Genomic DNA, 13614 nt, shown 5'->3' with positions numbered 1-13614 from the left:
TTAAAGAGCAGAATCGGGTGCTTCGGGCAAATCTCCGGGATTCGGACTCGGTTTAGCCGATCCGGCCTCGCTTTCACGTATCACCACATGCTGTACGTTTTTTGCCTGATTGCGCATTTCGAGTTTGGGAAAAAACTGAATGCGTGGTGTTTTGAGAGTTTCGGCGGTAACGGCTTTTTCCGTTTCCACGCGTTTCCCGTTGGATACAACCTTAAATGACCCGAGGTTGGCCAGGTCAACGGTTCTGCCGCTGAGCATCTCTTCACGTACGATTTTCGCCAAGGCGGTGATGGCTGACCGCACGTCGGCACGGCTCAGGGCTGTGGCATTGACAATCCGATCCTCTAGCTGCTTGGTGGTAATCTTGTCTTGTGCAATGGGAGAGGCGTAATACATGGTTTTGCCCTTGTGTTTACCGATGCGCATCTCTTCTTTTTTTACGTTGTATAGTAACATGACTTTTGATGTTTTTGATGGTTATACTTTGAATAATTTTGCTGTTCTACTTAAACAGCTTCAGTAAACGGCTTTGATCGCTCCATTGGAACGTCTTTCACCGTTTAACTTAAACGATTCCGATTGCTTAAGTCCGCATTCTCTTTAACTGCTGTCGTATGTCTTCTTCATAATCTTTTCAAATTTTGTTTATGGTTATTAAAATGGTGTGGATCTCAAAAGCAGTATTTAGCCTTTGCCCATACTTCCGAATTGTGCTTATACGGGCCGAACATACCCTCGCTTCCTCCGAACCAGTCGTAGCCTGCCAAGAGGTGGATGTGGTCGTTCAGGGCATAGTCAGCCGTGAAACGGCTGAACCAGCCCTTGTGGTTGAGGTCGAAATAGGTGAAGTCGGAAAGCTGTAAGTTGCTGTCCAGTAACTTCTTCGACACGCAGAGCGTAAGGAGCGAATTATGGCGGGGCTGTGCGACGTAGCTTTCGTACTTGAAAATACTCTCGGAAGAGAACTGAGCCATCACTGTCCATTCATGAGGGGCATACCAGTCGGCCCCCACCAACCAATTGATGGTGTTGAATCCTTTTTGAGGGGTGGAGGCGGCTTGCTGTATGTAGCTGAAATGCTTCCCGAGGTTGAAGGCCGCTTCGCCGCGCAGCACGAACTGTCCCAAGGGCTTTGAGACATCGCCTCCGACGAATCCCATGCGGTAGTATCGGGGCGAAACCGTAAGTTGGGAGCCCGATGGTTTGTACTCGATGACGGGCATCTTGTTCCACGTATGCAGCGCGGCAAGCGAGAAGTCTACCCCCGGCAGGGCGAAAGAGAGCCTGCCCCCGTATTCTACGTTGGAGAGGCGTAGCTCGGGGCGGCTTCCCTCCGCGTCCCAGACAAGGGACCGGGGTGTTTCTTTAGGCAACACGCTCCACGGATTGGCGGCATCGGTGGGCAGCTTGTATCCTTCGAAAGTGGGAACGGCAAGCAGTTCGAGCTTTATCTTGTCGTTGAAGACGAAGAACCGCAGGGCATTGACGGGCATGCGGATGTCGTCGTAGTCTTGCGCCAAGAACTCGGTCATATCCATGGGTGAGACGAGGTCGGTGATACGTACGCCGTCGGCCGCACCCCAGATGACAAGTTGTCGCCCGAGACGAAAGCCCCAGTGCTCCTGCCGATGGTCAAGGTATGCTTCCCGCAGTTCAAAGCCGGTGCGCTCTTTCAGCAAGGCGTTGTAGGTAGCGTTGAACGAGACGAAGAGCGAAGAGCCTGCGAAGTTTTTGCCGACCTCGCCCCTGAGTCGGGTACGGGAAGACATCCAATCGTTCGGCTTTTCGGAGCGGAAGGCGTGGTAGGTGTCGACAAGGCCTTTGAGCTGCCACGACGATTCGCCCGCTCCTTGTCCCCAAACTCCATGCACGGGGCAAAACAGAAAGACCGAGAGGCAAAGCCCCGCGGAAAGACGATTGAACGCTTTCATCAGAACCTGCCTTTCTCTAACGTGGTCACGTTAAACTTGCTCTCCTCCATGGGAATGTTGTACGTCGGATTCTTGATTTCGAGAACCGTCTGATGCTCGGTTTGCACGTTGGTCATGTGCATCTTCCGGGCTACCCAGAAGCCCTCTACCTTGGCAATATCCGACATCTCGAGACGACGGTGCAGCTTGCCCATCTTGTCGTAATATTCCACCCTGACAGGTATCAGACAGTCCTGACGTATCAGGGCCGTTTTCCTGGAGTAAATATCACGCTTGTCCTTAGGCAAGGATTCCAGTTTCCAGCACTTCTGTCCGTCGACGGTTTCTTCGCCCAGGAGCGTGTGCGTATCCTCGTCCACGTTGCGGCTGCCCATGTCGTCGTAGGTAAAGTCGCTACCCATAAAGTAGTCTTGCTTGGCAGACGAACCGCTGATACGGCGCGTTTTCTTTATGGCGGGCAGATAGAGCCATTTGTCATCGTCCTTGTTTAGCTCATCATAATCCCACGTCAAGAAGCCCGTCCCCTTTACATCGCCGGGATATTGGAAGAACATGATGCTCTTGCGGTCTTTCTTTTCTTTGCCCACATCGATGGAGTAGGAAATGAGCTTGCGTTCGCGCACCGCTCCGCGTTTGTTGATTAACGTCATAACCATTTCAGACCGACGGGTATCGCCGTCGGGACGGTCTTTTACCTTTTGGGCAATCTCTCTGCCCGTTTGTGCGCATGTTGTGGCAGCGAACCCCACCACAAGCATGGCTACTACTGCGATTGATCTCTTCATTTGTCCTTTTTCTTTATAATTGATTCTGATTGATTCGATTTATATTCCGGTCTCCTTCTGCCGTGCTACCATGCGGGCAAATTCGCCGTTTCGGGCAAGCAGTTCGTCGGGTGCTCCTTGTTCTGCGACGGTTCCGTCTTTCAGCACCACGATATGATGAGCGTTGGCAACGGTGCGCATACGGTGTGCGATGATGACGACGGTCTTGTTCTTGATCAACTCCGATATACCGGCCTGTATCAACGTTTCGTTCTCTACGTCCAGACTTGCCGTTGCTTCGTCCAAGAGGATGACAGGAGCATCTTTGAGAAGCGCACGGGCAATGGATATGCGTTGGCGTTCGCCTCCCGATAGCGATTCTCCGTTTTCGCCTATCAAGGTGTCGTAACCGTTGGGCAGCCGGGCGATGAACTCATCGCAACGGGCAAGACGTGCTACCGCTTTCACCTCTTCCTCGGTAGCGTCTTTCTTCCCGATTTTGATGTTGTCCATGACGGAAGCGTTGAAAAGCAACACGTCCTGAAAGACTACGGCATAGTTTTTCAAGAGCATTTCGGGATCTATTTTTGAGATGTCCCGTCCGCCAAGTGTGATCTTTCCGCCATGAATATCCCAAAAGCGGGCAGCTAATTTTGCCGAAGTGCTTTTGCCTCCCCCCGAAGGTCCCACAAGTGCCGTTACTTTGCCTTGCTTGGCAGTGAAAGAGACGTTGCGCAGCACCTGCTTGCTTGTCTCGTAAGCAAAATCGACCTTGTCAAAACAGATGTCGTAACCCTCTACCGTGCAATCCTCATCGCCTTGCTGTGCGGGCATGTCGTTCATCTCACGTATGCGGTCGATACGCACATCGAGTAGTATCAGTGTCGCCATATGGTTGAACACGTCCATGATGGGGTTGTAGATGCTGGCTACAACGAGCAGGAAGACCAAGTAAGTGAACATGTCGATGCTGCCCAAACCAAGTAAATAAGCTCCCGCAATGATAACGCTTGCCAAACCAAGTTTCAGGATAGACTGTGCACTGCCCACAAGCCCCGCTCCGAGAAATTCGCCTCGCTGCAGAGTGGCTTCATATATCTCGAGCTGTTTGTCTAAACGGTCGCAATAGGCTGCCTCTCCGTTGTACGATTTAATCTCCTGCGCCGCTTCAAGCCCTTCCTGTATCTGCTCGGTCGTATCACGCCTTACGTGATAGTACTCCTTATTAGCTTTATCCATAAGCCTTTTTCCTAAGAAGATGACCGTTGTCGCTACCGGTACGACCCCAAAGAGAGCAAGGGCCAGTTGCCAGTTGTAGAAGAACATCCCGGTGGCAATCAAGATAATGCTGATGACAGAGGCGAAGAGTTGTGGAACTGTGTGAGAGAAGAGGGTTTCCAACATGTTACAATCCTCCATCATCGTAGCGGTGAGATCCGAAAGATTCTTTTCTCCGAAGAAAGCCAAAGGCAATTTACGCAGCTTCTCGGCAATGCCAATACGACGGTTGGCACTCTCGGTATAGATTTTCGTGTAGGTGCTCTTGTACTGTATCATCGCAATCACAAAGAGTACCGTCATAAAACAGAGAGCCGTCAGCACGTAGTACCAGAGCCCGTGCGTCGTGCTGTTCCCGGCTTGGATAACAGGGTGCAGGTAATCGGTGATGAACAGAAAGATGAAGATTACCGGCAGCATCAGTGCCAGGTTGAGAAAAAGAGAAGCTATAACCCCTTTTATAAAGGTCTTTGCCCCGTCTTCCGATAAGGTGAATCTGTGTTGAAAATATTTACTAATATTCATAATGTTGTCTCCTGAGGTTTATACCGTCCATGTCACGGTTCGTTGATATTCATTCCACATGCTGTTATAGATGCCGTTTCGGGCTATCAACTCGCTGTGTGTGCCTTCTTCGGCAATCTTGCCTTGTGCTATCACCAGTATCTTGTCGGCATCCTGTACGCTAGTCAGATGATGGGCGATCATCAACACTGTCTTTCCTTTTCTCAGCTCGTGCAGGGCTTTTTGTATCAGGTGTTCGTTTTCGGGGTCGGCAAAAGCTGTTGCTTCGTCCAGGACAACAATCGGCGCATCTTTCAAGATGGCCCGGGCCAAGACAATGCGTTGCTGTTCCCCTCCCGAAAGGAATGTTCCATCTACTCCTATCTTCGTGTTCAATCCGTTGGGTAGCCGGTCGATGATCTCCCGACTTTGGGAAAGGTCTATGGCACGTTGCACGGCTTCATCACTCGCTGCCGGATTACCGTATTTGATGTTCTCCAGCAAAGAGGTCTTGAAGAGTTTTGTATTCTGGAAGACGAAAGCGATGTGGTTCATCAGGTTGTCTTTGGCAATGTTTTTCACATTTATTCCGCCAATCGTCACACTACCTGCTGATACGTCCCAAAAGCGGGGAATGAGTTGGGCAATGGTGGTCTTCCCTCCTCCCGATTGCCCCACAAGGGCAAAAGTCTTCCCTTCGGGGAGGTGGAAGCTGATACCGTCTACGGCATTTTGACCGGCATTGGGATAGGCAAACGAAACGTTCTCGAATGTCACATCGCAAGCGGTGATTTTCTCCGGATTTTCGGCTATTGGGAGTGGTTCGCTACTCGTCAGGTTTTCCACCCGGCTTATGGCTTGATCTGCCAGAAACATATCTTGTTGCAGATACATCACTTTCATCACATTGGTTGCTATCACCGGAGTAATCAGCACATACAGGAACATATCGGTGATGATGGGGGCAATGTTTTCGCTTTTGTTGCCGATAAGCAATATGACTACGGGGACAAGTAGGAAAGCAAAGCTATTGATGGCCACCGTGTAGAGTGACATCGGCTTTTGCCAACCCAGCGTGTATTTGGTAACTAAATCCCGGTAGGCGATGATGCTGTCGTAAAAACGTTTGAAAGAGAATATCGTTTGCTGGAACACTTTCACCACCGAAATACCACGTACGTATTCCACCGCTTCGCTGCTCATATGCTCTTGTGCTCCGAGGTATTCATTTTGGAACGCCTTCTGAGCAGTTGTATTCATCCGTGTCATGATGAAGACAGCCGCCGTGAGGGGGATCAGGCACGCCAGACCAAGTTGCCAGTTGAAGACGAAGATCAATATTATAACCGACAGCGGGGCTATAAAACTCCCCGCCAGGTCGGGCAAGAGATGTGCGACAAACGTGTGGGTTTCAGAAGCATTTTCATCAATAATCTTACGCATCTGTCCGCTGGTATTCCGGTCGAAGAAGCCAAGCGGCATCTGCATGATTTTTCTCATAGCCGTACGTCGCATATTGGTTTCTACCCGGAACGCCGCTAAGTGCAAAAGCATCAGCCCGGCAAAGTAAATGACAAGGCCGGCAACGGCTGTGCCTACCGCCCACCATGCATAGACGTTGATAGGGATTCCTGAGGCAACGCTGCCAGTCAATAGTAGCGAGCGTACGATAAGCCAAATGAAGATGAACGGCATAAGCGAGAGCAGACCGCTTAATCCCGACAGTGTCAGGGCTATGGGCATAAGCACCTTGCGTTTGCCCATGTAAAATTGAAGTTTCTTTAATGTATTCATATTAATTGATTGTTTCATTGGTTTCTATCTCTTTCCCGAATAACCGGAACTTTTGGAATAACACGGGTGTAACGCAGAGGTCGGCCACGAGTGCCGATACGATACCCGCTACGGAGAGCAGACCCATGTGTATAAAAGAGAGGCCTTCGGAAGTCATGTAAATAGCGAAGTTCGCACATATCACGACACTGGTCAGAATGATTGGTGTCCCGATCGTACGGAACGAGCGGAGAATGGCATCCCGATAATTACCTCGACGGTCGAACTCCAAATGCCCGTGGTTGATGAAGTGAATGGTGTCGTCGACAGCCAAACCGAGGATCATCGGCATAATGGTTGCGGTCATCATATCCAACGGGTAGCCCAGCCATCCCATCAGTCCGCCGACCACCAAAGCCGGAGTGATATTGGGTATCAAACCGATAAGCCCGATGCGTACACTGCCAAAGACCAACATCATTAGGATGCCGATAATAAGGAGAGAGATGGCAAATGAAACCATCTGCCCGCGAGCCACGTACTGCATCATCACGGTAAATTGCGGAATACTACCCACTGTAGTGACAGAAGCTTCGGGGAAGAGCCTGGCGGCATTGGCTGCAATATCGTTCAACTCTCGTTCTACCTCGCCGGAGTCAAAACTGCTGATCTCCACCATCAGGCGCAAACGTCGATAGTCGTAATCGATCCAATATTCCGCTTCGCTACCGCCTGCATTCTCGTAAAGGAGCAGCAGTTGTGCCACCTCTTCCGGATTCGTCGGAATACGATAATAAGCCGCATCTCCTTCGTGCAGGGTTTGATTCAGGTCTTTTAGGATATTCAGCACTGTAGTCGTTCGCTTGGTTAGCTTATAGCCTTCGGCCTTTTGTGCCAGAGAGTCTAAGCGTACAAGCATTGCCGGCGATTTTGTCAAGCCGTCTTCGGGCAGGTCTATCATGACGTCGTAGGTGTAGATGGATCCCAGTTCGCTTTCACCTACTTCCAGCAGATTGTTTACATAGGCTATTTTACGTCCCATGGTGCGTTCTATGTCAAAGGCGGTCTCTATCTTGGTGAATTGATAAATGAGTGCTGCGGTAAGCAGCCCTGCAATCCATAGGATCAATGTGCCATGCCGGAGTACGCTTTCTCCCAAACGCCCCAGTTGATGGTCGAGCCACCGTCCGCCGGTTTCCTGCACTTTGGGATGAGGTTTGCCGTTCTTGCCAAAACTCAACAGCACGGGCATCAGTGTAATGGCAATGAAGAAAGCCAGCATCACGCACGAGGAGGTAGCGATACCAATGAACCGCATGGGCTGCATCGGAATAGCGAGAAACGACAGCAGGGCGGCAAAGGTGGTGAGTGCACTGAACAACACAGGCCAGCCCATTTCACCCACGGTCTCTTCTACGGCTCGTCGACGTTCTCCGTGTAGAAGGAATTGCCGTTTGAAATAGGAAAAGATATGTATGTTATAGGCTATCGAGACGGCAAACGCCAACAGCATAGGTATCATCATCATACCGCTGTCTATCGTCATGCCGACATATCCCAACAGTCCATACACAATCACAATTGAGCCTGCCGCCGTGATAAGTGGAACGACAACGCCCCGTAGGGAGCGTGTTATGAGTAACAAAATAAGAATGGAAACGAGTGCGGCAATGCCCATCACACGGGGCATCTCTTTGCCAATCCATTTCATCTTCATGGCGGTAACGTAGGGCAAGCCTGTGCCTTTGGGATGGAGCTTTTGGTATTTGTCTTTAGTGATGATATGCTCCAGCTCATTCCCCGTTAGCACTTCAGGAGAAACGGCATTCTTACCTTTATTCCACACTGAATCTTTAGGAAAGGTACGCAACTTGAGAATAATCCACGAGAGCGTACCATCTTTGGAGACAAGCCGCTCGGCAATATGTGGCTTCATATAGGCTTTGCGACGTATCGTTTCCAGACTTGCCGCATCAGTGGGAATAAGGTCAGGCACTATCTGCTCGATAGTCATTCCTTCTTCATTCCCTACCATAAATTCGATGTCAGTGAGCGAAGTGATTTTGTCGGCGTATGAAATGCTATCCATCATTTCGTTCGTGAGTTCGCGGATGAGCTCTAAGTTCTCTTTCATAAACGAATTGTCGCATTGGGTCAGTACGGCGGCAAAATTGTCATTGCCGAATATATCCTTGAATTCTTTGGTCTTGACAAGCATCGGGTCGTCTTCGAGGAAGTAGTTTTCCCACGAAGCACTCACCTTGAAATATCTTAACCCTGTAAATCCTATGGCGAAGACGAGGATAAACAAGCTTAGTACAAGCCATCGTTTTTGTACCATCCATCTGCCCTGACGGGCAAACCAGTCATTGATTCTTTCTATTTTCATATCGTTTGTTATTGGTAAGTTCATTCATTTCAACACATTCAGCAGCGTGACGAGAAATAGCTTTCCACTTTGGGGCTACATATGATAATGGTGACAATGTGCGTGGACACAAGAATGCTCTTTGTGGGCATCATGCACGTGACAACGGCAGGAGTGAGAAGTGTTCATATTCTTTCTTTTTTTTACTTATGTTTTTTATATTACTTAGTCTTGCTAACACAACATCAGCAGGTTGAGTGCCATAACCGCCATGCCTGCTACCAAACCATAGATAGTATGATGGTGCTTACCGTATTCTTCGGCAGCGGGTAGTAACTCATCAAGCGAGATAAATACCATGATACCGGCAATCATCCCGAAAATAACGCCGAAAACATGGTCATTGAGGAATGGTGCCAAGATAAGATAGCCGATGACGGCTCCTACCGGCTCGGCCAATCCCGATAGAAATGAAAGCCAAAAGGCCCGTTTACGATTACCTGTAGCATAATAGATCGGAACGGAGACGGAAATGCCTTCGGGTATATTATGTATGGCGATGGCACAGGCAATAGGTATAGCAATGTTTATATCCTTCAATGCTGCAAGAAACGTAACCATACCTTCCGGGAAATTGTGTATTGCCAGCACCAAGGCTGTCACTACATCGACGCGTAATAATTGAGGCTTTATTTCAGTCTTTCGTTCTTCCTTTAAGCTCATTTCTTCCACCCGATGCATTTCGTGTGGATTTTCGTAGTGAGGAATTAGCTTATCAATAAGTAGAATCAATACGATTCCCCCGAAAAAAGAAAGTGTGGAATGAAGAGTTCCGTCGTCCTTGCCATGTATATTGGCAAGAGTCTGCAAAGAAGAGGCAAACAGATTGGCGAAAGACATATAAATCATTACTGCTGTTGAAAATCCCAATGAAAGAGAAAGGAATGAAGTATTGGTGCGCTTAGCAAAAAATGCAATCGCACTGCCTATCCCTGTGGATATACCGGCAAACGATGTTAGGAAAAATGCTATAAGTACTGGTTGAGACATGGCTATGATGGATTGGAAGTTAGTGCGTCAAAAGAGAACAAAAGTTTGTTTTGTTCAGAAGCAAAGCGAGCCGCTCTTTGCAGGCGGCTCGCTCGGTAGGAGAAACAGTTAGATTTAGAAATAAGACGTTTCATGCTTTTGGCAACTAAGTTTAGTTCGGTCAGTCTGCGGATGTACGATGTTGGTACTTTGATCTTTCGTCCCAATAATTTCTTTGGGCAAAACCTTTCCGATACGGGAGACTGCCCTGCTTTGCGTAACCCATGACTCCTCGCAGAAGAAAAGCCCGTTGACTCCTTGTACGAGTGTTAATTCGTCGTTGCTGATGATGTTGATGATACTCATATGCTGATTATTATTTAGTGATTCTTCTGGAATGACTCGGCGTTCCAACTCCTGCATCAAACGAAACGCTGCCTGACAAGATTGCAGCATCTGTCCATGCAGGCTATAGGTGTGGAGTCGAGCAGAAGGTAGCTGATGCCTATTGTCTCGGAATCAAATACAAAAGAGATTCGATTGTTTACAATCGTACAATCATTTCCGCAAGGCTTGCATTGCAGACAAGACGAGAAACGGATGTTTTGATTAGTTATCTCTTGACAGACAGGATGTTTCAATAGTTCTGCCTTCATCTTTCATTCTTTACATTCATGAGTTTCTTCCATCCTCCCGTGCTAAAGCGAATATACTCACTGATGAAACACTCTATCTCTTCGCAGGAAAGTTCCTTATGTTGCACCACCTCTTTCATCATATTAATCCACCAAGAGCAGGTGAAGTGCATGAAGAACGGAGAAATATCGGTATGTAGTTCCGGATGGAGTCTTCTCATCTTTTCCATATATTCCATCCCTATTGTGGCACTCTTCTCAATCCACTCTTCCAAATAATCTTTGAGGCGAGAATGCTGCGTAGAGAAAAACAGCAAATTTAATTCACTTCGGTAACGAGTTATAATGCCCATAAGCTCCTGCAAAGATGCACGATGATATTCATCTGAGATAAATATGTCAAGGGAGAAATTCTCCGGTCGGTTGTGATCTTCCAGCATCCTGTACATAGCAGCCAAAAGAGGACGCAACACATCAACCAGTAAATCGTCCTTACAGGGATAGTAATTGTATATATTGCTCAGACCAATGCCCGACAACTTAGAAATCTCACGCATAGACACCGACTTGAAGCCCTTTTCGAAAAAAGCTTTCTGCGCTGTTTCCAGCAATAGCTTACGTATATAATCCTTCGTTGTTTGCATAGGTCAGAACATAATTCTTTATTTTATAACGCAAAATTAGTCACATATTTTTTCGGTTGCAATACCTTAAAATGATGATTTTTTTACTTACCATTCCCCATTTATGGTAATTCAGCAAATGAAATTTATAACTTTCAATATGCTACTCCTAATCATATCAAAGCTACAAATACTCACTTATTTACAATCTCTAGCACTCACTTTTTTTTGTTTACTTTTGTCTGTAAACCGCTACTGACGTCATTAAATACATAGTAATATGAGCAAAAAAATCAAAGACCAAGAAGTTCTTTTGGTCAAAGATCAGAAGGACGATAGCCTCCGAGCCGTAGTCGGAGCAGATGGGAAAAGCGGACTGAAGTTGCATTCTTTCAAAGTCTCCTTTGAGAGTGTCGTTGCCAGCGTGCATGTATACCAATAGACGATTACTCACTACCAATATAAGGAAAAGTTGCATGCAAATGAAATTTATCATACGCCATGCAACTTTGGAGCCAATTCATAAGAAGAGGAGCTAACGGAGAAAAAGAACTTTTTCAGTGCCCTCAGATTTCGGGCTTCCTTTTTTATTTACCTTCAACAACTCCAAATATTCTTATTACATCAATCTTCGATAGTACATACACTTACACGGTTCCAATCCGGTTCGGTAAACATGTCACCTACTCCCTGATCTTCGGCAGTAATACGAGACGTATTAATCTTGTATTTATTAACAAGGATTGTTTTTACAGCTTCTGCACGTGCGGTAGCAATTTTTGCGTTGATCTCAACATTGCCTTCTGGAGAAGCGTACCCTTTAATAATGACTTTTGAATCGGGATATTTCTTCATGTAGGAGGCTACACGTTCCACATTCGGTAGCTGTGATGCATCCACTGATGAGCGACCTTGTCTGAAAGTAATGATAGATTCCGGAACGCGGGCAGTCTTGACTACTGTTTCAATGGGAACGACCTTTGTACGACATTCTTCCAACTCTTTATGCAAACCGCTAATTCTTTGGTTAGCATTGTTTAGTTCTCTGTCACGACTGCCCACCTGTTCGCGAAGTGCATTAATAGCAACATTCAAATCATCAATTTCGCTCTGATTGTAGACTTTTACTTTAGTAAAGTAATGATTCCCAGTACTCATCTTGAAGTGATAAGTCAATCCGGCAGTCAGTTCAAATGTTGCATTGTTTGCATTGAAACGACTCTTTGCCTGATTAAAATCACCTTGCATATCATATACGATAGCGGGCTTAATTCCCAATGTCCATGCTTTTGTTTCACCGAGGTTGAAATTAAGATTCAATCCGAGACGGGTAGACCATGAATTGTCATCTCCTTTACCATTTACATAATAATGCAACCACCCCATTCCGGCAATAGCTTCTATCTCAAACAAACGAGGTTTGCCCCGATAGCTTGCAAATAGATTTATTAAGTTAATTTTGCTTAATAAGCTGACATCTAAAACATCAAAAGCTGTTTTACTCGGAGTTGTATTGATATATCCCATTCCCTGAAATTCCAAACCGAAAACTAGGAGTTAATTGTTTGGATATTCCAACTCCGAAACCGGGACGCATCCCTTTAAAGAAAGAGGCGTGAGTGAGAGGGGTAACTGCTCCTGCATTCACTCCTACAGACCAATTGTCCATAAACTTTGTTCCTTCTACAACTGATTGGGCATTTACAATAAATGTTCCCAAAGTAAAAACTAATAAAATAGCAATTTTCTTCATAATCTATTGTTTTATTTTTTTCGAATGCAAAAGTAAAAAGATTGCAGAGCTTTTTAGTTGTAGGACAAAAGAATAAATCTAATACATTGATTTTTATTTTACTTATAATCAGTAGTTTGCAAAAATGGTTCAATTAATAATCTAACACATATCTAACACCCTTGATAAAATTCAAAAAAGCACTTACACTTACACCTTTAGGGTAGTCAAGTTTATTTTTTAACAACAACGAGTGAACTGATACTTTTACTCTGAATAGCAATAACTTACTGCTATTTTGTACTATTACGATTATACATATTATATAATATGCTAATAAGCAATTATATATTGTTAGGCCCAATAAAAAATATATATAAATAGCGAGCGATAATCATATAAGTTAAAGAATAATTTATATTGGTAAAATATTCCTAATCGCCCATGCAAAAAATAAAACACATTATTATATTCGCAATATGAAATGTAAGATTATAATTGGACTATCAGCTATTCTCTATTTTACAGGTTGTTATAACAGGGAACAGACCCCTCGCCTTAGTGAGGCTGAAAAGCTAATGCAGAACAACCCGGATAGTGCATTAGCAATACTACAAAAACTCAAACCAGAAGGCAACCGGGCTGAACAGGCCAGATATGCATTGCTCTATTCCGAAGCTTTGGAAAAAAAACAAATGAAAGTTACTGACGATTCATTGATCCGCCAGGCTTGGCAATATTATAAACATTACCCCAAAGATTTACGTCACCAGTGTAAAACTCTATATTATTGGGGAAGAATTAAATTACGCACAGGTGATAAACCGGGAGCATTACGTCTTTTTCTCAAAATAGAAGAGAAACTGACAGATACCGATGAATCTTATTACAAAGGGCTTTTATACAGACAGATCGGTGAAGTATATTATAAACAAATGAACTACAGCCGGGCATATCATTATTTCCACGAAGCCAGA

The 13614-nt window shown here is 46.0% G+C and carries 10 protein-coding genes and 2 pseudogenes; 1 reads left to right on the top strand and 11 read right to left on the bottom strand.

Translation table 11 applies throughout. The features are described from left to right. The 11 genes and pseudogenes from N5O98_RS14675 to N5O98_RS14625 form a co-directional block, all read right to left on the bottom strand. A complete protein-coding gene (locus N5O98_RS14675) occupies nucleotides 1-456 on the bottom strand; it encodes an HU family DNA-binding protein (RefSeq protein WP_004318713.1) in 456 nt (151 codons plus the stop codon). 215 nt (nucleotides 457-671) lie between these two features. Continuing rightward, nucleotides 672-1931, bottom strand: coding sequence for a DUF1302 family protein (locus tag N5O98_RS14670; RefSeq protein WP_004309910.1), 1260 nt, complete (start codon nucleotides 1929-1931; stop codon nucleotides 672-674). Beyond that, complete coding sequence (locus N5O98_RS14665) at nucleotides 1931-2716, bottom strand: outer membrane lipoprotein-sorting protein (RefSeq protein WP_004309911.1); 786 nt, start codon at nucleotides 2714-2716, stop codon at nucleotides 1931-1933. The genes N5O98_RS14670 and N5O98_RS14665 overlap by 1 nt, the downstream gene beginning before the upstream one ends. 39 nt (nucleotides 2717-2755) lie before the next feature. After that, the gene (locus tag N5O98_RS14660; RefSeq protein ID WP_004309912.1) at nucleotides 2756-4498 is read right to left on the bottom strand and encodes an ABC transporter ATP-binding protein; all 1743 of its coding nucleotides are present in this window, start codon (nucleotides 4496-4498) and stop codon (nucleotides 2756-2758) included. An 18-nt stretch (nucleotides 4499-4516) separates the two neighbouring features. After that, nucleotides 4517-6271, bottom strand: coding sequence for an ABC transporter ATP-binding protein (locus N5O98_RS14655; RefSeq protein WP_004309913.1), 1755 nt, complete (start codon nucleotides 6269-6271; stop codon nucleotides 4517-4519). A gap of 1 nt (nucleotide 6272) precedes the next feature. Next, complete coding sequence (locus N5O98_RS14650) at nucleotides 6273-8639, bottom strand: efflux RND transporter permease subunit (RefSeq protein WP_004309914.1); 2367 nt, start codon at nucleotides 8637-8639, stop codon at nucleotides 6273-6275. A gap of 213 nt (nucleotides 8640-8852) precedes the next feature. Then, on the bottom strand, nucleotides 8853-9668 hold the full coding sequence (gene zupT / locus N5O98_RS14645; RefSeq protein WP_004309915.1) for a zinc transporter ZupT: 816 nt from the start codon (nucleotides 9666-9668) through the stop codon (nucleotides 8853-8855). A gap of 114 nt (nucleotides 9669-9782) precedes the next feature. Continuing rightward, nucleotides 9783-10013, bottom strand: coding sequence for a hypothetical protein (locus tag N5O98_RS14640; RefSeq protein ID WP_004309916.1), 231 nt, complete (start codon nucleotides 10011-10013; stop codon nucleotides 9783-9785). A 56-nt stretch (nucleotides 10014-10069) separates the two neighbouring features. Then, nucleotides 10070-10303, bottom strand: coding sequence for a hypothetical protein (locus N5O98_RS14635; RefSeq protein ID WP_004318707.1), 234 nt, complete (start codon nucleotides 10301-10303; stop codon nucleotides 10070-10072). Beyond that, a complete protein-coding gene (locus tag N5O98_RS14630) occupies nucleotides 10300-10926 on the bottom strand; it encodes a TetR/AcrR family transcriptional regulator (protein WP_004309917.1) in 627 nt (208 codons plus the stop codon). Before N5O98_RS14630 ends, N5O98_RS14635 begins: the two co-directional genes overlap by 4 nt. A gap of 603 nt (nucleotides 10927-11529) precedes the next feature. Continuing rightward, a pseudogene (locus N5O98_RS14625) lies at nucleotides 11530-12658 on the bottom strand (OmpA family protein). Nucleotides 12659-13116: 458 nt separating this feature from the next. Here N5O98_RS14625 and N5O98_RS14615 point away from each other — a divergent pair. Continuing rightward, nucleotides 13117-13614, top strand: a pseudogene (locus N5O98_RS14615) (hypothetical protein); the annotation flags it as partial.

The sequence above is a fragment of the Bacteroides sp. LFL-34 genome (genome assembly GCF_027257075.1).
Taxonomy (GTDB): Bacteria; Bacteroidota; Bacteroidia; order Bacteroidales; family Bacteroidaceae; genus Bacteroides; species Bacteroides ovatus.
Note: the sequence above shows the minus strand (reverse complement) of the source record. Positions and strands in the feature narration are given on the sequence as shown.

Coding starts and splice junctions, on each gene's coding strand:
- N5O98_RS14675 (WP_004318713.1), bottom strand. CDS start 456: ATGTTACTATACAACGTAAAAAAAGAAGAGATGCGCATCGGTAAACAC.
- N5O98_RS14670 (WP_004309910.1), bottom strand. CDS start 1,931: ATGAAAGCGTTCAATCGTCTTTCCGCGGGGCTTTGCCTCTCGGTCTTT.
- N5O98_RS14665 (WP_004309911.1), bottom strand. CDS start 2,716: ATGAAGAGATCAATCGCAGTAGTAGCCATGCTTGTGGTGGGGTTCGCT.
- N5O98_RS14660 (WP_004309912.1), bottom strand. CDS start 4,498: ATGAATATTAGTAAATATTTTCAACACAGATTCACCTTATCGGAAGAC.
- N5O98_RS14655 (WP_004309913.1), bottom strand. CDS start 6,271: ATGAATACATTAAAGAAACTTCAATTTTACATGGGCAAACGCAAGGTG.
- N5O98_RS14650 (WP_004309914.1), bottom strand. CDS start 8,639: ATGAAAATAGAAAGAATCAATGACTGGTTTGCCCGTCAGGGCAGATGG.
- zupT (WP_004309915.1), bottom strand. CDS start 9,668: ATGTCTCAACCAGTACTTATAGCATTTTTCCTAACATCGTTTGCCGGT.
- N5O98_RS14640 (WP_004309916.1), bottom strand. CDS start 10,013: ATGAGTATCATCAACATCATCAGCAACGACGAATTAACACTCGTACAA.
- N5O98_RS14635 (WP_004318707.1), bottom strand. CDS start 10,303: ATGAAGGCAGAACTATTGAAACATCCTGTCTGTCAAGAGATAACTAAT.
- N5O98_RS14630 (WP_004309917.1), bottom strand. CDS start 10,926: ATGCAAACAACGAAGGATTATATACGTAAGCTATTGCTGGAAACAGCG.